This is a genomic window from Mesorhizobium sp. P2_F5, from assembly GCF_056403715.1.
Window position 1 is genome coordinate 1 of record NZ_JBFUEY010000001.1, and the last position, 22,698, is coordinate 22,698.

The 22,698-nt window shown below is 63.5% G+C and carries 22 protein-coding genes; 13 read left to right on the forward strand and 9 right to left on the reverse strand.

Going from position 1 to position 22,698, the window contains the following annotated elements; genetic code table 11:
• Positions 1-164: 164 nt before the first annotated feature.
• Complete coding sequence (locus tag AC1DYO_RS00005; RefSeq protein ID WP_477259103.1) at positions 165-1,088, reverse strand: DMT family transporter; 924 nt, start codon at positions 1,086-1,088, stop codon at positions 165-167.
• Between the two features lie 72 nt (positions 1,089-1,160).
• Positions 1,161-2,441, reverse strand: a complete 1,281-nt coding sequence (locus tag AC1DYO_RS00010) for an amidohydrolase family protein (RefSeq protein ID WP_477259105.1) — start codon at positions 2,439-2,441, stop codon at positions 1,161-1,163.
• Between the two features lie 154 nt (positions 2,442-2,595).
• Here AC1DYO_RS00010 and AC1DYO_RS00015 point away from each other — a divergent pair, with 154 nt between their 5' ends.
• Entirely contained in the window at positions 2,596-4,350 is a 1,755-nt protein-coding gene (locus tag AC1DYO_RS00015) for an ABC transporter ATP-binding protein (protein ID WP_477259107.1), read from the forward strand.
• Between the two features lie 38 nt (positions 4,351-4,388).
• Here AC1DYO_RS00015 and ilvD read toward each other — a convergent pair whose 3' ends face one another.
• The gene (gene ilvD, locus AC1DYO_RS00020) at positions 4,389-6,233 is read right to left on the reverse strand and encodes a dihydroxy-acid dehydratase (protein ID WP_477259109.1); all 1,845 of its coding nucleotides are present in this window, start codon (positions 6,231-6,233) and stop codon (positions 4,389-4,391) included.
• Between the two features lie 199 nt (positions 6,234-6,432).
• On the opposite strand from ilvD, the gene AC1DYO_RS00025 reads away from it, so the two are divergent.
• The 3 genes from AC1DYO_RS00025 (at position 6,433) to AC1DYO_RS00035 (ending at position 7,891) form a co-directional block, all read left to right on the forward strand.
• Positions 6,433-6,777 (forward strand): ArsR/SmtB family transcription factor, encoded by a 345-nt coding sequence (locus AC1DYO_RS00025; protein ID WP_477259111.1) that lies wholly within the window; start codon positions 6,433-6,435, stop codon positions 6,775-6,777.
• Positions 6,778-6,858: 81 nt separating this feature from the next.
• Positions 6,859-7,386, forward strand: a complete 528-nt coding sequence (locus AC1DYO_RS00030; protein ID WP_477259113.1) for an SRPBCC family protein — start codon at positions 6,859-6,861, stop codon at positions 7,384-7,386.
• Between the two features lie 37 nt (positions 7,387-7,423).
• The gene (locus AC1DYO_RS00035) at positions 7,424-7,891 is read left to right on the forward strand and encodes a VOC family protein (RefSeq protein ID WP_477259115.1); all 468 of its coding nucleotides are present in this window, start codon (positions 7,424-7,426) and stop codon (positions 7,889-7,891) included.
• Between the two features lie 85 nt (positions 7,892-7,976).
• Here the strand turns inward: AC1DYO_RS00035 and AC1DYO_RS00040 are convergent, their stop codons facing one another.
• On the reverse strand, positions 7,977-9,569 hold the full coding sequence (locus AC1DYO_RS00040) for a peptide chain release factor 3 (RefSeq protein WP_477259117.1): 1,593 nt from the start codon (positions 9,567-9,569) through the stop codon (positions 7,977-7,979).
• A gap of 141 nt (positions 9,570-9,710) precedes the next feature.
• Between AC1DYO_RS00040 and AC1DYO_RS00045 the strand changes: the two genes are divergently transcribed.
• Positions 9,711-10,784, forward strand: coding sequence for an NAD(P)/FAD-dependent oxidoreductase (locus AC1DYO_RS00045; RefSeq protein WP_477259119.1), 1,074 nt, complete (start codon positions 9,711-9,713; stop codon positions 10,782-10,784).
• Here AC1DYO_RS00045 and AC1DYO_RS00050 read toward each other — a convergent pair.
• The 3 genes from AC1DYO_RS00050 to AC1DYO_RS00060 all read right to left on the reverse strand — a co-directional run bounded on the left by AC1DYO_RS00050 (position 10,778) and on the right by AC1DYO_RS00060 (position 13,534).
• A complete protein-coding gene (locus AC1DYO_RS00050; protein WP_477259121.1) occupies positions 10,778-12,151 on the reverse strand; it encodes an amidase in 1,374 nt (457 codons plus the stop codon). The genes AC1DYO_RS00045 and AC1DYO_RS00050 overlap by 7 nt on opposite strands.
• Positions 12,152-12,469: 318 nt before the next feature.
• The gene (locus AC1DYO_RS00055; RefSeq protein WP_477259123.1) at positions 12,470-13,264 is read right to left on the reverse strand and encodes a class II glutamine amidotransferase; all 795 of its coding nucleotides are present in this window, start codon (positions 13,262-13,264) and stop codon (positions 12,470-12,472) included.
• 15 nt (positions 13,265-13,279) lie between these two features.
• Positions 13,280-13,534 carry a DUF6356 family protein gene (locus tag AC1DYO_RS00060; protein WP_181056434.1) on the reverse strand — a complete coding sequence of 85 codons (255 nt, stop codon included), beginning with the start codon at positions 13,532-13,534 and terminating at the stop codon, positions 13,280-13,282.
• A gap of 115 nt (positions 13,535-13,649) precedes the next feature.
• Between AC1DYO_RS00060 and AC1DYO_RS00065 the strand changes: the two genes are divergently transcribed.
• The 6 genes from AC1DYO_RS00065 to AC1DYO_RS00090 all read left to right on the forward strand — a co-directional run bounded on the left by AC1DYO_RS00065 (position 13,650) and on the right by AC1DYO_RS00090 (position 18,450).
• A complete protein-coding gene (locus AC1DYO_RS00065) occupies positions 13,650-14,120 on the forward strand; it encodes an Lrp/AsnC family transcriptional regulator (RefSeq protein ID WP_181056435.1) in 471 nt (156 codons plus the stop codon).
• Between the two features lie 362 nt (positions 14,121-14,482).
• Entirely contained in the window at positions 14,483-14,968 is a 486-nt protein-coding gene (gene dut / locus AC1DYO_RS00070; protein WP_477259126.1) for a dUTP diphosphatase, read from the forward strand.
• Entirely contained in the window at positions 14,969-15,628 is a 660-nt protein-coding gene (locus AC1DYO_RS00075) for an HAD family hydrolase (RefSeq protein WP_477259128.1), read from the forward strand.
• 81 nt (positions 15,629-15,709) lie between these two features.
• The gene (locus tag AC1DYO_RS00080) at positions 15,710-16,558 is read left to right on the forward strand and encodes a hypothetical protein (protein WP_477259130.1); all 849 of its coding nucleotides are present in this window, start codon (positions 15,710-15,712) and stop codon (positions 16,556-16,558) included.
• A 77-nt stretch (positions 16,559-16,635) separates the two neighbouring features.
• Positions 16,636-17,439, forward strand: coding sequence for an isocitrate lyase/PEP mutase family protein (locus tag AC1DYO_RS00085; protein ID WP_477259132.1), 804 nt, complete (start codon positions 16,636-16,638; stop codon positions 17,437-17,439).
• Positions 17,440-17,451: 12 nt separating this feature from the next.
• Complete coding sequence (locus AC1DYO_RS00090; RefSeq protein WP_477259134.1) at positions 17,452-18,450, forward strand: proline racemase family protein; 999 nt, start codon at positions 17,452-17,454, stop codon at positions 18,448-18,450.
• A 10-nt stretch (positions 18,451-18,460) separates the two neighbouring features.
• Here AC1DYO_RS00090 and AC1DYO_RS00095 read toward each other — a convergent pair whose 3' ends face one another.
• Positions 18,461-19,162 carry a sulfate transporter family protein gene (locus AC1DYO_RS00095; protein ID WP_477259136.1) on the reverse strand — a complete coding sequence of 234 codons (702 nt, stop codon included), beginning with the start codon at positions 19,160-19,162 and terminating at the stop codon, positions 18,461-18,463.
• Positions 19,163-19,232: 70 nt separating this feature from the next.
• Positions 19,233-20,135, reverse strand: coding sequence for a DMT family transporter (locus tag AC1DYO_RS00100; RefSeq protein ID WP_477259138.1), 903 nt, complete (start codon positions 20,133-20,135; stop codon positions 19,233-19,235).
• A gap of 307 nt (positions 20,136-20,442) precedes the next feature.
• Here AC1DYO_RS00100 and AC1DYO_RS00105 point away from each other — a divergent pair, with 307 nt between their 5' ends.
• Together AC1DYO_RS00105 and AC1DYO_RS00110 are read left to right on the forward strand one after the other, a co-directional pair.
• Complete coding sequence (locus AC1DYO_RS00105) at positions 20,443-21,435, forward strand: adenosine kinase (protein WP_477259140.1); 993 nt, start codon at positions 20,443-20,445, stop codon at positions 21,433-21,435.
• A 258-nt stretch (positions 21,436-21,693) separates the two neighbouring features.
• A complete protein-coding gene (locus tag AC1DYO_RS00110; protein WP_477259142.1) occupies positions 21,694-22,407 on the forward strand; it encodes an antitoxin Xre/MbcA/ParS-like domain-containing protein in 714 nt (237 codons plus the stop codon).
• Positions 22,408-22,698 lie beyond the last annotated feature (291 nt).

Here is a 22,698-nt window from a genome sequence, read left to right on the forward strand (position 1 = left end):
CCAGCGTCCTCAGGCTCTCTTGACTATGCTGTATCGCTCGACGGATTGCCTCTGTCGTCGTGGCGCTCCCATGAAGAACCTGGCCCATAGTGCATCCCTCGATTCGGAGGATAAGGATGCCCCATCAAAGCCTGGGATCAAACATCTAGCGGCCCCCGACCCCTTCAATTCACGCCTTTCGGAACGTTCTCCGGCGGTACTACGGTCTCGACCACCTTCTGGCGGTGGAAGATGAACAGGCCGGCGAGGACGACGATGGCCGAGCCGATGAGGATGCGCGGTCCCGGCACATCGCCGAAGAAGGCCAGGCCGAAGATCACCGCCCATAGAAGCAGGCTGTAGTGCAGCGGCGCCAGCGTCGAGGCGGGCGCCAGCTTCAGCGCCCGGGTGATCATCAGATGGGCGCTGCAAGAGACGATGCCTAGCAAAAGCATCGCGCCGAAATCGAGTGCCGAGGGCGTGCGCCAGGCGCCGATGGTCATTACGGCACCGACCAGCAGCGTGCCGATGGTCTGCCAGGTGACCAGCGTGGTGTCGCTGGTGCCGCGCAGGCGGCGGCTGAGGATGATGGCAAAGGCAAACGCGATGCTGCCGACCAGCGCAAACAGCGAGGACTGCGAGAACGCCGCCGAGGACGGCTTCAGTATGATCAGCACGCCGCAGAAGCCGACCAGGATGGCTGCCCAGCGGCGCCAGCCGACCTTTTCGCCGAGCAGGAAATGCGACAGCGCCGCCACATAGATCGGCCCGGCCATGTAGAAGCTCATCACGTCGGCAAGCGGCAGATAGACGACAGCGGCATAGAACAGCGCCGTGTCCACCGTCGTCGCCAGCACGCGCAGAAACTGGAGGACTGGCCGCTCCATCTGGAACAGTCTGCCAGCACCCTGGTTGGCGATCATCGGGCCAAGTACGATGAAGGCGCCGATCGAGCGGATAAAAACCACCTGCCCAACCGAGAAACTGGCGACCAGCCATTTGCCCATCGCGTCGTTCAGCGCGAACATGAAATCGCCGGCCAGCATCAAAAGAATGCCAGCCAGAAGCACGTTTCTCATCGTGAAGCTGCGAGCAAGCGACTGGGCCATACGGCTCCCTAGCTCCAAGTCGCCGCTTTGACGAGGCAAATCGGTAAGACCAGCGGCGGAAATCGGCTATATCTACGCAGTTTTGTGCCGGCGGTTCACCTGGCCCGGCCGCCCGGCGATCGACAGCCGCGTCTCCTGCTTCATACGCTCGGCCACCACCTTGCCCCTGGCAACAACGCAGAGCCGTTCGGCGCGCAGGCGCAAGGCTTCGATCGGGTTGCCGGCGTCGAGGATGACGAAGCTGGCGCGCTTGCCGACCGCAAGGCCGAGATGGTCGAGGCCCATGATGGCGGCGTTGACATTGGTGACCATGTCGAAGCAGCGCGCCATGTCGGCCGGGCTCGACATCTGGGCGACGTGAAGCCCCATGAAGGCGACGTCGAGCATGTCGGCGGTGCCCAGAGAATACCAGGGATCGAGCACGCAATCCTGGCCCCAGCCGACACGGATGCCGAGTGCCAGCATCTCCTTCACCCGGGTCATGCCACGGCGTTTCGGGAACGTGTCGTGGCGGCCCTGCAGCATGATGTTGATCAGCGGATTGGGGATCGCCGACACACCGGCCTCGGCGATCAGCGGCAGCAGCTTGGAGACATAATAATTATCCATCGAATGCATGGAGGTGAGGTGCGAGCCGGCCACCTTGCCGTGCAATCCGAGACGCTGCGTCTCATAGGCAAGCTGCTCGATGTGGCGCGACAGTGGGTCGTCGGTCTCGTCGCAATGCAGGTCGACCATCAGCCCGCGCTTTGCCGCGATCTCGCAAAGCTCGGTCACAGAGCGCGTGCCGTCGGCCATGGTGCGTTCGAAATGCGGAATGCCGCCGACAATGTCGACGCCCATATCGAGCGCGCGCAGCGTGTTCTGCCGCGCCGTCGGCGAGCGGTAGAAGCCGTCCTGCGGGAAAGCCACCAATTGCAGATCGATGTAGGGCGCGACCGTCTTTTTGACGTCGAGCAGCGCCTCGACCGCCAGCAGCCGATCGTCGCAGACGTCGACATGGGTGCGGATGGCGAGCAGGCCCATCGAGACCGCCCAGTCGCAATAGGCGAGCGCCCGCTCGCGCACCGCCTCATGCGTCAGCAGCGGCTTCAGTTCACCCCACAGCGAAATGCCTTCGAGCAGCGTGCCCGAGGCGTTGATGCGCGGAATGCCGTAGGACAGCGTGGCGTCCATATGGAAATGCGGATCGACGAAGGGCGGCGAGATCAGATTGCCATGGGCGTCGATTGCGGTGCCGGCGGTGACATGCAGTTCGGACTCGATGGCGACGATCGTCTCGCCGACAATGCCGAGGTCGGCGACGGTGCCGTCGGGCAGCGTTCCGCCGCGCACAACAAGGTCGAAATCCATCTTTCGTCATCTCCCTGCAGATTGAGCGCCCTATTGTCGCGCGAAGGGTACCCGCTTTTCCAAAGGTTCCATCCGGCGGCAACTCGCTCTATAAGCCGCCAGTCGCCCCCGTGGCGAATCCGAAATTCGTCTCAGTCAGGCATGGGATCCGCCATTGTTTCGCTTCTTCCGTTCGACGGAAAACCAGCGCCTCATCGCGAGGCTGGTCAGGGAATCCTTCCACGAGCACAAGTTTGGCTACGCCGCCGCGATCGCGTCGATGCTGGTGGTGGCCGCCATGACAGGCGCCAGCGCCTGGATTCTGCGCGAGATCACCAATGAGTTCGTGATCTACAAGAGGCTCGACCGCGTCAACCTGATTGCCGGAGGGGTCGCGGCGATCTTCGTCCTTAAAGGCATCGCCAACTTCGTCCAGGCCTACTTCATGAGCCGCGTCGGCAACAGCATCATCGCCGACCGGCAGCGCAAGATCTACGATCGCATCCTGGCGCAAGGCATCGAGTTCTACCATTCGACCTCGTCGTCGGAACTGATCACCCGCATGACCAACAACGCGCAGGCGGCGCGTAGTGTGCTCGACCTCGTTGTCACATCCTATGTGCGCGATCTGGTGACGATGATTGTGCTGGTTGGGGTCATGGTCTGGCAGCAGCCGTCGCTGTCCCTGATCTGCTTCGTCATCGGTCCCATAGCCATTTACGGCGTCAACCACATCCTGAAGCGCGTGCGCAAGATCGCCGCGCAGGAATTCCGCTCACTCGGCCAGATCGTGCAGGTGATGCAGGAAACGGCGGTGGGCGTGCGCGTGGTGAAATCCTTCGGCCTCGAAGGCGCGATGCGCAAGCGCATGTACAAGGCCGTGTCGGACGTGGAGAACCGCGCCAACAACATCGCGACGCTGGAAGCCGCCACCAGCCCGGTGATGGAGACGCTCGCCGGGCTGGCAATTTCCGGCTCTGTCCTGGTCAGCGGGTTTCTGGTTCTGGGTGGAGGCCAGATGCCGGGCAACATCATGGCCTTCATCGCAGCGCTGCTCTTGGCCTACGAACCGGCCAAGCGCCTGGCGCGGGTGCGCATCTCGCTGGAAACCGGCATTGTCGGCGTGCGCATGATGTTCCAGCTTGCCGACAGGCCGCTGACGCTGGCAGAGAAGCCCGACGCAAAGCCGCTGCAGACGGGGCCGGGCGAAATCCGTTTCGACAATGTCAGTTTCGCCTACCCCGAAAGCTCGCCGGTGTTCGAAGGGCTGGACCTGACGCTTGCCGCCGGCCAGATGACGGCTCTTGTAGGGCCCTCAGGCAGCGGCAAGTCGACCATCCTCAATTTGATCATGCGCATGTACGACCCGCAGATCGGCAGGGTGATGTTCGATGGCCAGGACATTTCCGACGCCACGCTAGCCTCCGTCCGGGGAAAGATTGCCTATGTCAGCCAGGACACGTTCCTGTTTGCCGGCACGGTGATGCACAATATCCGTCTCGGCCGCCAGAATGCGACCGACAACGAGGTGATCGCCGCCGCCAGGGCGGCCAATGCGCATGACTTCATCAGCGCCCAGGCGAAAGGTTACGAAACGGAGGTCGGCGAGAACGGCGCGCTGCTGTCAGGTGGCCAGCGCCAGCGCATCTCGATTGCCCGCGCCATGCTGCGCAATGCCGAAATCCTGCTTCTGGACGAAGCAACCAGCGCGCTCGACGCCGAATCCGAGGCGCTGTTTCGCGACGCGCTGCAGCAGCTGACGGTCGGGCGCACCACCATCGTCATCGCCCACCGCCTGTCGACCGTGCACCAGGCCGACACGATCGTGGTTCTGGAGGCCGGCAAGGTGGTGGAAAGCGGCGCGCATCGCACGCTGCTCAACCAGGGCGGGCTGTATCAGAAGCTTTACGAGTATCAGCTGATGCCGTGAGGCGCTCTTCCTTCCCCCTGCGGGAGAAGGAAGAAACCTCACTCCGGAACGTGCCTCACCGCACCCTTGTCGGCGCTGGTGGCGAAGGCGGCGTAGGCGCGCAGCGCGGTCGTCACCTTGCGCTTGCGCTTTTCCTCGGGCTTCCAGGCCAAGGCGCCTTTTGCCTCCATCGCCGCACGTCGAGCATCGAGTTCAGCGTCGCTGACCGCCAGGCGGATGGTGCGGTTGGGGATGTCGATCTCGATCGTGTCGCCTTCCTGAACCAGTCCAATCGTGCCGCCTTCCGCGGCTTCCGGCGAGGCGTGGCCGATCGACAGGCCGGATGTGCCGCCGGAGAAGCGGCCGTCGGTGACCAGCGCGCAGGCTTTGCCGAGGCCTTTCGACTTCAAATAGCTGGTCGGGTAGAGCATCTCCTGCATGCCGGGCCCGCCGCGCGGTCCTTCATAGCGGATGACGACGACATCGCCGGCCTTGATCTCGTTGGACAGGATCGCCTTGACCGAAGCGTCTTGGCTTTCGAACACCCGCGCCGGGCCGGTGAATTTCAGGATCGATTCGTCGACGCCCGCCGTCTTCACGATGCAGCCGTCGACCGCCAGATTGCCCTTCAGCACGGCAAGGCCGCCGTCTTTCGAGAATGGCGTCTCGGCCGAGCGGATAACGCCTTTCTCGCGGTCGAGATCGAGCTCGTCCCAGCGGCGATCCTGGCTGAAGGCGACCTGCGTCGGCACGCCGCCCGGGGCGGCGAGGAAGAAGTCGCGGACGTTCTGGCTGGTGGTGCGGGAAATATCCCAATGGTCGAGCGCTTCGCCAAGGCTCGCCGTATGCACGGTCGGCAGGTCGCGATTGAGCAGCCCGGCATTGTCGAGCTGGCCAAGGATGGCCATGATGCCGCCGGCGCGATGGACGTCTTCCATATGCACGTCGGACTTTGCCGGCGCGACCTTGCAGAGCACGGGCACCCGCCGCGACAGCCGGTCGATGTCTTCCATGGTGAAGTCGACCTCGCCTTCATGGGCGGCAGCCAGGATGTGCAGCACGGTGTTGGTCGAGCCGCCCATGGCGATGTCGAGCGTCATGGCATTCTCGAAAGCGCCCTTGGAAGCGATGCTGCGCGGCAGTGCCGTCTCGTCATCCTGCTCATAATAGCGCTGGGCGAGATCGACGATGAGGTGACCCGCCTCGACGAACAGCCGCTTGCGGTCGGCGTGCGTGGCCAGCGTCGAGCCATTGCCGGGCAGCGACAGGCCGAGCGCCTCGGTCAGGCAGTTCATGGAATTGGCGGTGAACATGCCTGAGCAGGAGCCACAGGTCGGGCAGGCCGAGCGTTCGATGACCTTGACGTCCTCGTCGGAGATCTTGTCGTCGGCGGCGGCAACCATGGCGTCAACCAGGTCGAGCGCCTGCGTCTTGCCGGCCAGCACCACCTTGCCGGCCTCCATCGGCCCGCCGGAAACAAAGACGGTCGGGATGTTGAGGCGCAACGAGGCCATCAGCATGCCGGGCGTGATCTTGTCGCAATTCGAGATGCAGACCATGGCGTCGGCGCAGTGCGCATTGACCATGTATTCGACGGAATCGGCGATCAGTTCGCGCGACGGCAGCGAATAGAGCATGCCGTCATGGCCCATGGCGATGCCGTCATCGACGGCGATGGTGTTGAATTCCTTGGCGACACCGCCGGCCTTCTCGATCTCGCGCGCGACCAGCTGGCCGAGATCCTTCAGATGCACATGGCCCGGCACGAACTGGGTGAAGGAGTTGACCACCGCGATGATCGGCTTGCCGAAATCCGAATCCTTCATGCCGGTGGCGCGCCAGAGGCCGCGAGCGCCGGCCATGTTGCGGCCATGGGTGGTGGTGCGGGAACGATAGGCAGGCATGGATATTCCTTAGCTGGCCGGCTGCGCCCAGTGCGGAGCGTGGCGGCGCTGAATTTGGATCGCAGGGTTTATAGACCGGCAAGTATGGTCTGGCCAGATTTTTGCAATGCGCCAGAACGCGGGGCGCAAGCCAGTTGACGAGGTTCATTCATCTGTATATAGCCAAATGGGTATATACCTTATTGGCTATGGATATGAAATGAACCAGCTGGACGCCACTTTTGCCGCGCTTGCCGATCCGACCCGGCGCGCCATCCTTGCCCGGCTCATCCAGGGGGAAGCCTCAGTGATGGAACTGGCCGAACCGTTCGCGATGAGCCAGCCGTCGATCTCCAAGCATCTGAAAGTGCTGGAAGCCGCGGGGCTGATTTCGCGCGGCCGCGACGCGCAGCGCCGGCCCTGCCGGCTGGAGGCGAGGCCGCTGGCCGAAGCCAATGACTGGCTGGAGCGCTACCGCAAGATCTGGGAAGGCAACTTCCAGCGCCTCGACGCGTTGCTGGGCGCGCTGAAGGCCGAAAAGGCTCCCGGCGAGGCAGACCAATAGCCGAAGAAAATCAGAAGCCCGTGTCGGATCGCCAGTTGGCCGGACGTCCTTGGGCAAACAGACAAGCGCAGGAGGACCATCGTGAGCACCACCACCTTGCCCGGCTCGACCGTTGCGACATTGACCGTAACCACGCCGAGCGACCGTGAAGTCCAGATCACCCGCATCTTCGACGCGTCGCGGCCGATGGTGTTCGACTGCTGGACCGTGCCGGAGCTTTTGAAAGGCTGGCTGCACGGCCCCGACGGCTGGCGGCTGGCGGTCTGCGAAACCGACCTCAGAGTGGGCGGTGCCACCCGCTATGTCTGGCAGCACCGTGACGGTCGCAGCATGGGCATGAGCGGCGCCTATCGCGAGATCGTGCGGCCAAGCCGGATCGTCGCCACCGAACTGTTCGATGAGGACTGGACCGGTGGCGAGACCGTCGGAACGGTGACCTTTGCCGAGCAGACCGGAAAGACCCTGCTGACGCAAACGGTGCTTTACGCCTCGCAGGCGGCGCGTGACGGCGCGCTCGGCACCGGCATGACCAGCGGCATGGCTGAGAGCTACGCCCAGCTCGATTCCTATCTTCTTTCGCTCCAGGACGCCGCGAAGGGCGCGGCCTGACCCTCCCATCATCCCCAGAGAAAACGAGGACAGACTTATGCAAAAGATCACAACCTTCCTGTGGTTTGACGACCAGGCCGAAGAAGCGATGAACCACTACATATCCATCTTCAAGAATTCGAAGCAGCTGAGCGTGACGCGCTGGCCCAAGGGCCACGCTCTTGAAGGCAAAGTGCTGGTGGCCTCGTTCGAGCTCGACGGCGTCCCGTTCCTGGCGCTTAACGGCGGACCGCAATACAAATTCACCGAGGCGATCTCGCTTTCGATCGACTGCAAGAACCAGGAAGAGGTCGACCATTTCTGGGACAGGCTAACCGAAGGCGGCGAACCCGGGCGTTGCAGCTGGTTGAAGGACAAGTTCGGCGTTTCCTGGCAGGTGGTGCCGGAACAGCTGCCGCGCCTGCTGCAGGATCCGGACCGGGCCAAGGCCGGCCGGGTGATGTCGGCAATGATGCAGATGAGCAAGATCGATATTGCGAAGATCGAAGCTGCGGCCAAGGGGTGAGTTGAAGCCTTCAGCGTCGGCGCCGCCCCTCATCCGCCCTTCGGGCACCTTCTCCCCGTGAACGGGGAGAAGGAAAAAGCTGCACCTACGCCGCCTTGTCGCGGACCTGGTAGTCCTTGATGGTGGCGAAGCGGATGGCCTTCCAGCGTTCGGCTTCGTAGTTCAGCGAGAAGGCGTGCTGGGCCAGGAACACCGGGTCGTTGTCGAGGTCACGCGCAATGTCGCCGCGATGCGCCTCGATGAAGCGCAGCGTCTCGGCCTTGTCGTCGGCCGATATCCAGCGGCAGACCGAAAAGCGCGACATTTCGAATTCAACCGGCAGCGTGTATTCGAAATTCAGCCGCTCCTTCAAAACGTCGAGCTGCAGGGCGCCGACGACGCCGACGATTGCCGGCGAGCCATCTTCCGGTGAGAACAGCTGCACGACGCCCTCCTCGGCCATCTGGTGCAGCGCTTCCTTGAGCTTCTTGGCCTTCATGGCGTCACCGAGACGGACGCGGCGCAGGATTTCCGGGGCGAAATTCGGCACGCCGCGGAACAGGATTTCCTCGCCCTCGGTCAACGTGTCGCCGATGCGCAACGTGCCGTGGTTGGGAATGCCGACGACATCGCCGGCGAAGGCCTCGTCGGCGGTGACGCGGGTGCGGGCGAAGAAGAATTGCGGCGCAGACAGGGACATCGGTTTGCCGGTGCGCACCAGCTTGGCCTTCATGCCGCGCTCGAGCTTGCCCGAGCAGACGCGCACGAAAGCGATGCGGTCGCGGTGGTTGGGATCCATGTTGGCCTGAATCTTGAAGACGAAGGAGGTCATCTTCTCCTCAGTCGCCTCGACCTTGCGGGTGTCGGCCTCCTGCGCGCGCGGCGGCGGCCCGAAGGCGCCGAGCGCCTCGATCAGGTCGCGCACGCCATAATTGCGAAGCGCCGAGCCGAAATAGACCGGCGTCAGATGGCCTTCGCGGAACGCGTCAATATCAAGAGGGCGGCAGGCCTCGCGCGCGAGTTCCAGCTCCTCGATGAAGGCTTCGCGCTCGTTTTCCGGCAAAAGGCCGGCGACGCGGTTGGAATCGGGACCGTTGACCGGTGTGCGGTCTTTTTCGGCGTCACCCTTGCGCACTGCGTTCAGCGCCAGATGATAGGTGCCGGAGAAAGTCTTGCCGCGGCCGATCGGCCAGGTGATGGGCGCGGTGTCCAGGGCCAGCTTCTGCTCGATCTCGTCGAGGATTTCGAAGGGGTCGCGGCTTTCACGGTCCATCTTGTTGATGAAGGTGATGATCGGGATGTCGCGCAGCCGGCAGACTTCGAACAGTTTTAGCGTGCGCGGCTCGATGCCCTTGGCGGCGTCGATGACCATGACGGCCGAGTCCACCGCAGACAGGGTGCGGTAGGTGTCGTCGGCGAAATCCTCGTGGCCGGGCGTGTCGAGCAGGTTGAAGACATTGTCCTCATATTCGAAGGTCATCACCGAGGTGACGACCGAAATGCCGCGCTCGCGCTCGATCTTCATCCAGTCGGACCGGGTCTGGATACGGTCCTTCTTGGCCTTGACCTCGCCGGCAAGCTGGATGGCGCCGCCGAACAGCAGCAGCTTTTCGGTGAGCGTGGTTTTGCCGGCGTCGGGGTGCGCGATGATCGCGAAAGTGCGGCGGCGCGATACCGCCTGTTCGATGTCTTCTGCCAATTTGTGGAATCCTGTCTGTGGCGCGGGCTTCTAGCAGCGCTTTCCCGGCCTGTCGACAGTTTCGGGCCCGGTGGACCCTGACCGCTCTTGAGCTGGAACCGCTGCAATGGCATCACGGATGCCAGTTTGAAGAGGATCGGCATGAGCAATCCGAAACAAGTCATCGTCATTGGCGCCGGGATCATCGGCGCGTCGATCGCCTGGCATCTGACTAAGGCCGGCGCGCAGGTGACGGTGATTTCCGAGAGCGGCGCAGGCGGTGTCGCCACGCCCAATTCCTTTGCCTGGATCAACGCCAGCTGGGGTAACCCCGAAATCTATTTCCGGCTGCGCACCCGCGCCATGGCCGAGTGGGCACGGCTGGCAAACGAACTGCCCGGCCTGCCGCTCGCCTGGTGCGGCGGGTTGTGCTGGGATCTGCCGGCCGACAGGCTCGAGGCCTACGCGGCCGAACATTTGTCATGGGGCTACGGCATCGAGCGCGTCGACGCCAAGCGAGCGGCGCAGATCGAGCCCAATCTGGTCGAGCCGCCTGAATTCGCGGTTTATGTCGCGGAAGAAGGCGTGGCCGAACCGGTTGCGGCGGCCAAGGCGCTGCTAGCCTATGCCGAACGGCACGGCGCGCGCATTCTCTCCAGTTCCGTAACCGCACTTGTCCAGACCGATGGCAGGATTACCGGGGTCGATACATCGCATGGGCTGATGGCAACCGACGAAGTGGTGATCGCAGCCGGTGTCGGGGCGCCCGATATTGCCGCCACCGCCGGCATAAAACTGCCGATCGAGACGCCGCCCGGACTGATCGCCCACTCGCGGCCATACAAAAAGCTGCTCAACGGGCTGGTACACGCCGAGAAGTTACATATGCGCCAAACCGCCGAGGGCCGCATCATCGCCGGCTCGGATTTCGCCGGCGGCGATCCGGGCGAAAACCCCGACGCCACGGCGCGCGAACTGTTTGCGGCCGCGAAGGCGGCCTTGCGCGGCGGCGACGGGCTGGAGTTCGACTTCCACACCATCGGCTACCGGCCGACGCCGATTGACGGTTTTCCGATCATCGGCCGCGCCGAGGGCACGGACGGCCTTTATATCACCGTCATGCATTCCGGCATCACGCTGGCGCCGGCCGTTGGGCTGTTCGCCACGCGCGAAATCCTCGACGGCCAGCGCGATCCGCTGCTGGCGCCCTATGGGCTGGAGCGGTTTGCTCAGTAGCCCGGCGGCCGCTTGAAGCCACCATTGAGCGGCTCCATCGCCTTGGCGATACCGAGCAGCCGTGCCTCAGACCAGCGCGCGCCGACCAGTTGCAGGCCGATGGGTAGACCATCGCGGTCCTGTCCGAAGGGTATGGTCAGCGCGGGGTGGCCGGAATAGTTGAAGACTGCGCCATAGGCCGGCAGCATCCAGTAGCTCTGCGCCTTGCCATCAACCTCGATCGGCGTGCCGGGCTCGTAATGCGGGAAGGCCGTGGTCATCGCAACCGGGCACAGCAAGGCATCGCAGGTTTCGAAGAAGCTGTCCCAGGCAAGGATGGAGCGGTCGCGGCGGGCGAGTGCCTCGAACCAGCGCGAAACCGGCGTCGGTTGTTCAGGCGGCTCGGGTTGCGTGGCCTCCAGCATCATGCCGATCAGATCTCCGCCTTGCTCGAGATCGTCGTGCAGGTCGAGCCGCGGCAATTTTGCCGGCTCGACGGTCGCACCTGCCGCCTGAAGCTGCTTCGCCAAAGAATCGACCGCGGCAGCGATCTCGCCAGCCACTGGAAAGCCGGCAAAGGACGGTGCGGCGGCGATGCGCAGCGATTTGAGGTCGATTTTCGGCACGGCCTCGACCGGCACCGGTGCAAGGTCGGTGTCGGCACCATCTGGGCCGGCGATGATTTTGTAGATCAGCGCCAGATCGTCCACGGACCGCGCCAGCGGGCCGAGGCAGGACATCAGCCGCACGCTGCGCGCGACGCCGGTGGGGTCGGGAAAGGCGCCGACCAGGGAGACGCGGTGTTCGGTCGGCTTCAAGCCATAGACGCCGCAGAAGCTGGCCGGCAGGCGGATCGAAGCCTGCATGTCGGTGCCGACATCGAAGGACGTCATGCCGGTCGCCACCGCTGCCGCGGCGCCGCCACTGGAGCCACCCGATGTGCGCGTAAGATTCCACGGATTGCTGGTACGGCCAAACAGCGGATTATCAGACTGCCAGTCGGCCAGCATGGCCGCGACATTGGTCTTGGCCGTGAGAATGCCGCCGGCAGCCTTCAATCGGGCAACGACCGGGCTGTCCGCTTTTGCCACATAGTCGGCGAATGGTGGAAACCCGACGGTGGTCTTCATGCCTGCCGTCTCGTGCATGTCCTTCAGCGTGAAAGGCACACCATGCAGTGGGCCGAGCGCATCGCCGCGCGCCTGCGCCGCGTCGGCCTTTTTCGCGCGCTCGCGGGCGCCTTCCCGATCGAGATTGACGACTGCGTTGACCGCTTCGTTGTGCCGGTCGATCTGGGCGAGATGGGCGTCAAGCGCTTCGACGGCGGAGAGCTTGCGCGCGGCGATTGCAGCGGCGAGGTCGGTAGTCGAGGAGAAGACGAGGTCCATGGCGAATGCTCCGGCTGTTGCCACGTGTATCGTGGATTGAAGCCAAGTTCAGCATTTGGGGATAGTTAGTGCTTGATCGGAATTGCGCTCGGGATGGGAACTCCGAAGTCGATGTCAGAGTTCTACGGCGCCCCCCTCTGTCCTGCCGGACATCTCCGCCACGGGTGGGGAGATTGGCAGCTTTGGCTTCGGCGTCCCTCTTTCTGCGTTGAAAATTGGCGAAAGCCGGCGCGACGTCCAATCTCCCCCCTCGTGGGGGAGATGTCCGGCAGGACAGAGGGGGGCGTGAAGGAATGCGGCCTACCCTGTTTCCATGCCTCAGCCGACCAGTGCCAGCTTCGCCGTAACCGGCGCAAACGGCCGAATCGTCATGCCATCACCAGCAATGGTCACGAAACTCGCTGGCGGAATTGCCTGCCAGTCGCCGCCGTCACGGTCGAAGGGCTCCGAGACGATGCAACGGCCGCCATTGCGAACCGAGGTGTAGAGCGTCGGTGCGTGGCAGTCGCTTGCGTAGCGCACGGCATACAACGCCTGCCCATCCGAAAAGGCGGCGGTGAGTTTCAAGGCCGGCTCCAGACCGGCGCGGCGCGATGCCTCGATGACGCGGGCCGTCGCGCGCGACACTGCCCCTTGCGGGTCACTGGTGAGACCCTCATCGATCATCAGCAGGAAAAACAGTTCGGAATCGGTGGTGCCTTCGCGCTGGTCGAAGACGGAGTCGGAGAGCGAATTCTCCAGCGCACGACGGATTTTTTCGAAGCCGCCGATCTGGCCGTTGTGCATGAACGACCAGTTGCCGGCGATGAAGGGATGGCAGTTCATGCGGCTGGTGGCGCCGCCGGTCGAAGCCCGGACATGGGCGAGGAACAGGCCGGATCTGATCTGCCGGCACAGGCTTTTCAGATTGGGGTCCGACCAGGCCGGAAGAATGTCGCGATAGAGGCCGGGCTCGGGCCGGTCGCCATACCAGGCGAGACCGAAGCCGTCGCCATTGGTCGGCGACTTGGCTTCCTGGGCGCAATGGCTCTGGGCAATCAGCGAGTGACAGGGCGCGGTGACGATGTCTTCGAGGAAGACCGCTTCACCAAGATAGGCCGCCCAACGGCACATCGCTTTGACCGTTCCTTAGGCGCGATCCATAAGAGCCGACGGCTCCTCGGTCGCGTGTGAGCCTCTGTTGTGCGTCCGCTCGTAGAGTTCGCGAACGATTCGGCTTGCCGTAGTCTCGAAGAGAAATGGCAAGAAAGCGTGAACGAGTGCTGCACCCGCAGCCATCGACAGGCGCGAGCAGAACCACGCGGCAAAAGCCATATGGCTGAAATAGGTCTCGCCCACCTTGGCCGGGTGAGAGGTGAAAAGCCCTGCAAGCCGTGTCGTCATGGTGATCCCTCCTGCCGGGATAAGCCCCGATGCTGGGTATCCTGCCACGGGGAAAAGGTTCATCGGTCTCAATTTGTCCTTGTCTAACGCCGTGGTTCGGGACATTCATCCCAACATGGCTCTTGAATTCGATGAAATCGACCGAAGACTGCTTGCCGAGCTGCAACGCGACGGAACGCTATCGGTCGACCAGCTCTCCGAAAAAGTGTCGCTGTCGCGCAATGCCTGCTGGCGGCGGGTCAAGCGGCTGGAGGAGGACGGCGTCATCACCGGCCGGGTGGCGCTGGTCGATGCCGACAAGCTCGGGCTCGGGCTTTCGGTGTTTATCCTGATCCGCACCTCCAATCATGACCCCGACTGGCTGCAGAAGTTTCGGGCGGCGGTGACCGGTTTTCCCGAGATCACCGGGGTCTACCGCATGTCGGGCGATCTCGACTATGTGCTGCGCGCCCGCGTTGCCGACGTGAAGGCCTATGACCGGCTCTACCAGCGGCTGATCGCCAAGGTAGCGCTGTCGGACGTTTCGGCCTCCTTCGTCATGGAGGAGATCAAGGAGACGACGGTGGTGCCCGTGGAGTTGCGCTAGCCAGTATCACTGCGTTCGAGATTGGCCGCCGCACCCTTCCAACTTCGTCATCCCTGGGCGGAGCAGGAGCGAAGCTCCGTCGCGGAGACCCTGGGATCCATGCCGCGACCTTGGCCGTGGAGGGCAGCGGCGCAGAATCCTGCACCGTTGCAACGCTCATGTGCCCCGGCATGGATCCTCGGGTCTGCGCCGCGTCGCTTCGCTCCTTGCTTCGCCCGTGGATGACGAACCTGGTTGTGCCTTCGCCAATCGCAAAGCACGCACGTTGGGCGGCAGGGTCATCGTGACGCCGCAAAGAAAGCCGTTGATAGCCTAGCGCGCGAGTTGACCGAATCGCCGTTCGCGCCGATAGGATCGATTTTATGCGCGCAGCCCTCCAAAATTCCTCCGTCATTGGTCCCACTGTCGGCTTCGTCAGGTTGCCGCATGGTGAAGGACTTCCCCTCCCCGCCTATGAAAGCACCGGCGCCGCCGGCATGGATCTGCGCGCCGCGGTGCCGGATGACCGGCCGCTGCTGATCCTGCCGGGTAAACGCGCTTTGGTGCCGACCGGGCTGATTCTGGAGATGCCCGAGGGGATGGAAGGCCAGGTGCGGCCGCGTTCCGGGCTGGCCTTCAAACACGGCCTGACCGTCCTCAATTCACCGGGCACGGTCGACAGCGATTATCGCGGCGAGGTCAAGGTGCTGCTGGTCAATCTTGGCGACGAGGATTTCGCGGTGACCCGCGGCATGCGCATTGCCCAGATCGTATTTGCCACGGTGACGCAGGCGACGGTCGAGGAGCGCAGCCTGGCCGGCGCGACCACGCGCGGCTCCGGCGGATTCGGATCGACCGGCACCGCCTGAATGAACATTCCAAAACTGGTTATTTTCGACTGCGACGGGATTCTCGTCGACACCGAGAACCTTGCCAACCGGCGGCTTGCCGAATGGCTGAGCGCGGCGGGCTATCCGACCACCTTCGAATATTGCCGCAAGCATTTCTCCGGCCGCAGCATGGTTTCGGTGCAGAAGGAGATCGAAGCGGCGACAGACGTCCGGCTCGGCACCGATTTCGTCGATCGCTGGAACGCCGGCCTGCCGGATTTGTTCTCGCACGGCGTCGAAGCGATCCCTTATGTTCGCGACTTCATTGAAGCCGTGCGCGCGGCTGGCATCGCCTATTGCGTCGCCACGTCGGCGCGCATCTCGAAAATGCACATCACGCTCGGCCAGACCGGTCTGCTGCCGTTGTTCGAGCATGCGATGTTTTCCGCAACCATGGTCAGCCGCGGCAAGCCGTTTCCGGACCTGTTCCTGCATGCGGCAAAGACCATGGGTTTTGCGCCCGCCGACTGCATCGTCATCGAGGACAGCGTCGCCGGCACACAGGCCGGCATTGCCGCCGGCATGCGCGTCTATTCCTATCATGGCGATCCCTATTCCGACCGCGATGGGCTGACCGACGCCGGCGGCATATTGTTCGACGACATGCGCGAACTGGCAGGGCTGGTGCCGATCCACTGATCCGCTGGTTTGAGAGGCTGGACGCCTTGAGAGGCTGTGCTACGGTCCGCGCGCCCGACAGCCTGAGGCGCGCCGATGCCAATGAACCTGCTTCGTTTCATCCTAGCGCTTGTGCTGCTGCCCTGGCTGTGGACCGCAGCCGGCGCACAGGCCGTCAGTTTTCCGGAGTTCGGCAGCGCCATCCCCGGCCACACGGATGTCACCTATCTCGACCTCGCCAGGATGGTCATTTCCGATCTCGCGGCGGACAGTGACGGCTTCTACAAGGGTGGATTGCCGATCGACATGCGCCACATCGAGGGACCGGATGGAGGTGGCTCGCCACCCGAGACATCGGGTCTCTCCAACGCCGGCGTTCTCGCCATCAAGGCCGGCGGCAAGGACCGGCTGGCGATGCTTTACGATCTCGGCGACTCGCCCGACAGCGCCGAGGGCTATGCCGTGCTGGCGCTCTACGACATCACCGAAAAGCCTAAGCTGCTCGACGCCGTCAATGTAGCGGTCGACCGCAGTACCTATTTCCGCGAGCCCGGCAAACTTCCCGTCAGCGCCGGCGACGATGTCCTCATCACCATGAGCACGCATTTCAATTCAAGCCAGGGCTATGTGATCACGCCGCTGATCATGGTGCGCGACGACAAGTTCGAACTGATCGACATGATCTACACGTTCGACGAGAACCTCTGCGCTTACAGGCGCACGCAGGAAGTGGCTTTCCAGACGATCGCTGATGGGCAGCCCTATGCCGCGATCAAGGTGATGGTGACCGACGCCACGGTGCCGAGCGGTGAAAGTTGCGACGACCAGCCGCCCAAGCCTGAATCACACGCGATTTCCGCCACCTATCATTGGGATAAGAAGACGTCGCACTACGTCAAGGATTCCGACGCGCTGGACAAATTGGCAGGAGAGAACGCCAAACGCTTCTGAGCCAACCGCATTCGTTTGCCCGGTGCAAATCGGCACGATAGAATCCGCAGACATTTCCGCACATGAAGGGAAGCACCATGGACAAGGGCAAGATCTTTCGCGACCTGCACGCCTCGACGTTCGTCATGCCCAATCCATGGGACGTCGGCACGACCAAGCTTCTGGCGTCCTTCGGCTTCAAGGCGCTGGCGACAACCAGCGCAGGCTTTGCCTTTTCGCGCGGCCTGCCCGACGGCGCGGTGACCTTCGAGGCGATGATCCACCATTGCCGCGAGCTGACGGCGGCAACCAGCCTGCCGGTTTCGGCCGATCTCGAGAAGGGCAAGGGCGACAGCGCGACGAGTGCCGCCGAGACGGTTTTTGCCGCTGAGGCCGCCGGCCTCGCCGGCTGCTCGATCGAGGACCATACCGGCGATCCCGACAAACCGATCTATGAGTTTTCGCATGCCGTCGAGCGCGTTGCGGCCGCAGCGGAGGCGGCGCGCGCGCTCAAGCACGATTTCGTCTTCACCGCGCGAGCCGAGAATTTCCTGTGGGGCAAGCCGGACCTCGACGACACGATCAAGCGACTGCAGGCTTTCGAGAAGGCCGGTGCCGACGTGCTCTATGCGCCCGGCCTCAGCGATGTCGAAACGATCCAGAAAGTCTGTTCGGCTGTGAGCAGGCCGGTCAATGTCATGGCACTGCCGGGGTTCACCATTGCCGACCTCGCCATGGCCGGGGTCAAGCGCATCTCGCTCGGCCCATGGCTGACCAATTTCGCCTTCGGCATGCTGGAAACAGCGGCGCGCGAAATCCAGCAGGACGGCACGTTCGGCTTCACCCGCGCCGCCATGCCGTTCGGCAAGCTGCAGGCGCTGTTTTCCAAACCCTCAGCCTAAGGATCCCAGCGCATGACGCTCACCGTCGTCGACATGCACACCGGCGGCGAGCCGCTCAGGATCGTCACCGGCGGTTATCCCGGTATCCCCAAGGGCACGATCCTGGAAAAGCGCGCCTATGTGCGCGACAATCTGGATCATCTGCGCAAGCTGCTGATCTTCGAGCCGCGCGGCCATTACGACATGTATGGCGCACTGCTGGTAGAACCCGATCTGCCGGGCGCCGACCTCGCCGTGTTGTTCATGCACAATGAGGGCTATTCGACCATGTGCGGCCACGCCATCATCGCGCTTGGCCGCTACGCCGTCGACGAAGGCCTGGTGGCGAAACAGGAACCGGTGACGACCGTCAACATCGAGGCGCCATGCGGCCTGGTCGTCGCTTCGGTCGAAGTCAGGGACGGCAAAGCGGGCGCCGTGTCGTTCGAAAGCGTGCCGGCCTTCCTGTTTGCCCGCGACCAACAGACCGAACTGCCGGACTACGGCCCGATCGCCTTCGACGTCGCTTATGGCGGCGCCTTCTACGCGCTGGCCGACTGCCATCAATTCGGGCTGGAGTTCGGTCGCAGCCGGGTGCGCGATTTCGTCGATGCGGCAACCGCGCTGACCGACAGGCTGAAGGCGGAACTGCCGCTGTCGCATCCCGACCATGTCGACCTCGCCTTTCTCTACGGCACCATCCTGACCGACGGACGGGATGGATTTTCCAGCGAGGCGACGAAGAACATCTGCGTCTTTGCCGATGCCGAGGTCGACCGCTCGCCGACCGGCTCCGGCGTCACCGCGCGGCTGGCGGCGATGCATGCCAAGGGCGAGATCGACCTTGGTCAGGAGCGGACCTTCGAAAGCATCGCCGGCTCGCGCTTCTCCGGCGCGGTGGCGCGTACGACCACGGCCGGCGCGCATGATGCGATCATCGCCCGTGTCGGCGGCCGCGCCTATTATTCGGGCCGGGCAGAGTTCACCGTCGAGCCGGACGATGAACTCGGGCGCGGGTTTCTGTTGCGCTAGGCGAGCCGACCTATCGCCTGGCGCTCTCCCGCACGCTGATCGCCTTGTGCAGATGCACCATAATGGCGGCGGCGAAGAGCGGCGCCAAAAGGTTGAGCAGCGGTACGGCGAGGAAGGCGGCGATGAGGAGGCCGGCCAGGAACACAGTGCCGGCATATTTCCTGCGCAACGCCCTTGCCTCGTCCTCCGGGCGAAAGCGCATGGCGGCGAATTCGAAGAACTCGCGCCCGAGCTGATAGCCGTTGACGATGAAGAAGGCGGCGATGTTGATGCCGGGCACCAGAAGCAGCAGCAGGGCGATGATGTTGCCCAGGATGACGACGCCGAAGAATTTCACCGACAACACCAGCGAGCGCAGCGCCGGCATGGCCCTGCCGGCCGGGTCGTCGGGAAAGTCGGTGCGCTCGACCACCTCGGCGATGTCGTCGAGAAACAGGCCGGCGACGATTGCCGTCACTGGCGCGATCAGCAGCGCCATCCCGAAGGCAAGCGCGATGGCCGCGATGATGCCGCTCAGCCATCCGGCCCAGGACGGCAGGCCGGGCAACAGGGCGTGAACCCACGGCAAGGCCAGCCAATCGACAAGCCCGGTCAAGGCGAACCACAAAGCGACCAGCGCCAGCACGGTCAGCCCAAGTGTTTTCAGGAAAACCGCGCGGAATTCGGGAGAAAACAGCCGACTCAGGGCGGCGCGGGCAGCGTCGAGAATCACGGGGCGCCTCCAATCTCGGTCGAAATGGACATCTCCGAGATAGGCTGACACCGCCCGTGCCGCAAGCTTGCTAGCGCGCCAGCACGCGCGAGCGGGCGGGGATGGTCATCGCCGCGACGCCGGCGACGACGCAGCCCATACCCCAAAACGCCGTCGGCCCAAGGCTTTCGCCGAGGAACAGGACACCGATACCGACGCCGATCGGCACGCGCAGATACGCCTGCGAGGTGGTGCCGACCGAGCCAAGCGTGTGGATGAGGCGGAAGAAGATGCAGAAGGCCAACGCCGTCGAAAACACCGACAGCGCCAGCAAGGCCAGGATCGACGCCATTGACGGCGAAAGCGTCCACGGACGGTCGAAGACCAGGCTCAACGGGACAAGGATGACTGCGCCGCACAGCATCGAGCCGGCGGCCGGCAGCATCGGATCGAGTCCCCTAAAACCGCGGCCGAAAATGGCGGCACCGGCATAGCAGACCGTGGCTGCGACAACGGCAAGCTGCGCCCACAATTGATGGCCGAGTCCGCCAAGCGCCTGGGTGCCGACGATCAGGCAGATGCCCGCAATGCCTGCGCCGACGCCAAACAGCTTGCGTGCGGTGACCTGCTCGTGGCGGGTGATGAGCGCGGTCAGCAGGAAGGTGAAGATCGGCGATGTCGCGTTGAGGATGGTGGCGAGGCCGGCATCGATGGAACGCTCGGCGGCGGCGATCAGCGTGAACGGCACGACGCTGTTGAGGCAGGCCTGGACCATGAACCGCCACCAGGTCGCGCCGTCCCTCGGCATGGAGAGGCCGCGCCAGCGGATGAGCGCAAGCAGGATGCCGCCGGCGATCAAGGTCCGGGCGGCGATGAAGGTTATCGGCGGGATCGTTTCGACACCGATCTTGATGAACGTATAAGACGCGCCCCACAGAGCCGCCAGCACGCCAAGCAGCGCCAGTTCGGTGGTCATGTCGGTCTTTGCTTGCATGCCTGTGAGCGCCTTCAGCCATCGGGATCGAAGCTCTTCTAATCCGTAGGGCAGAGGAAATGCTTCGATGACGGTGCAACCATAGCTGCACATCTCTACGCCGCACATGGTCCAGTTCGATTTGACGGCTAGGCAAAACCCTTCCGAATCGAGAGCCTGATCCATCCCGATTGCATCGGGACGGGGCTCTATTTCTGTTTGACCATGATCTTGTCCGAAAACCGGGTTCCACTTTTCGGGATCATGGTCTAGACCCGCGCCCGGCCGGCGTGGCAGAAAGCCGGCAGGTTCCAAGGCGGAGACATTGATGCCGGATTATGACGTGCTTTGCATCGGCAATGCCATTGTCGACATCATCGCCCAGTGCGACGACGCTTTTCTCGAGACCAACGGCATCATCAAGGGTGCGATGAACCTCATCGACACCAAGCGCGCCGAGCTGCTCTACAGCCGTATGGGCCCGGCGATTGAAGCGTCCGGCGGCAGCGCCGGCAACACCGCGGCCGGCATCGCCAGCTTCGGCGGCAGCGCCGCCTTCTTCGGTAAGGTGTCGAACGACCCGCTCGGCGAAATCTATGCCCATGACATCCATGCCCAGGGCGTTGCCTTCGACACCAGACCGCTCGAGGGCCAGCCGCCGACGGCGCGCTCGATGATCTTCGTCACCCCCGATGGCGAGCGTTCGATGAACACCTATCTCGGCGCCTGCGTCGAGCTCGGCCCGGAAGATGTCGAGGCCGACAAGGCGTCGGGCGCCAAGGTTACCTATTTCGAGGGCTATCTATGGGACCCGCCGCGCGCCAAGGAGGCGATCCGGCAGACGGCGAGGCTGGCGCATGCCGCCGGGCGCGAAGTGTCGATGACACTATCGGATTCGTTTTGCGTCGACCGCTATCGCGACGAGTTCCTCGAGCTGATGCGCTCCGGCACAGTCGACATCGTCTTTGCCAACAGCCACGAAATCAAATCGCTCTACCAGACCAAATCCTTCGACGAGGCGCTGGCGGCTATCCGCAACGACTGCAAGATTGCCGCTGTCACCCGCTCTGAAAAGGGCTCGGTGATCGTGCGCGGTGACGAGACCGTCACCATCCAGGCGACGACGATCCGCGAGCTGGTCGACACCACCGGCGCCGGCGACCTCTATGCCGCCGGCTTCCTCTACGGCTACACGACCGGACGCAGCCTGAAGGATTGCGGCGATCTCGGCTCGCTGGCCGCCGGGCTGGTGATCCAGCAGCTCGGGCCGCGACCGCGGCAGAACCTGCGCAGCGCGGCCCAACTGGCAGGGCTGCTGTAGTCCCGCTGCGTCACCCCTGACGAGGCGTCAAACGACGCCATCTGTCGTGCGCCTGTCATAGAGCACACCTACACGCAAGGTAGGGCGTTCCGTGGCTGACATTCGGGACGCCGGAAGTCAGTTGGGGTGTCCAAATGCAAGACAGCTACCTCTCGGGTCGCTGCGTCTGTTGCCGCTGCGCTTTCAGCTCTCCGCTATAGCCGTTCAACGAACCGGCCACAGCCTGGGAGGAGCGTGCGTGGCCAGCAAGACAGATGTATGACCAGATTTCAGAACCCGACGGACGGAATCTCGCAGGAGGCCCTGGCAGGCCTCGTGGCCGAGGCGGTGCAGCGGGCTCTGGTCCAGCACGGCATGGCCATGGACCCGCAGGCATTGGCTTCGGCTGGCGCCATTGCCGGCAGCGTCGCCGCCGCCCTGACCTTCCTTTCGCAGACACAGCGGCTCGCCATCGAGACCTTCAGAGGCGAATGGACCGCGCGCGCCACCGAATTCGTCCAGTCGATGGCGGAAAAGCCGACGCGCCAAGGCACGACGACCCGCAATGTTGCCTTGGTTGACGAGCCGGCTCCCGCAGACGATCCAGACAAGCCCGCCTCTCTCCTGCCCAGGGAGCGGATGCTTCAGTCGATGCTGATCGAGGACTGGGCCGGCGAGGTCGCCGGGTCGACCTATCTGGAGGAGAAGTTCCGCATCCCGCGCTCTACGCTGCATCGTTGGCAAAGGCGCAACGAGGTCATTGCGCTGCGCAAGGGCGGCCGCAAGCATGTCTTCCCGCTGGCGCAGTTCGTCGACGGCAGGCCGGCTGCCGGGATCAACGATGTGCTGTCGGCGATCGCTAATCCAAGGCTTGCCTGGTTCTGGCTAAACCGCGCCGCGCCGGAACTTGGCGGCCGCGTTCCGATCGAGATGCTTAAGCAGGACATGGTGCAGGACGTCGTGCTCGCCGCGCGCGATTTCTCCCCGGCCTGATTTCCGCCTCGGCTGAGAATGATCGGCTGTTCGCGCTTCCGCATTACTAAGCCAGGTAAATACATTTCACAAAACAGTTATAATCGAGATCAAAGTGCGTTATTACCATCTACCCTTTATATATCCCCGTATCTTACGTGCTGATTGTGCCGTTTGTGCCATATTGTCAGATATATGACGTGATAATTGAGCAACAATACTTATTGAAGAGTCCAAAAAGCCGCTTTTGCGGCACAATCTCTGTTGATCGCAGCTGCTGCATAGGCCATGTCGAAGGCGAGAGCACGGCGC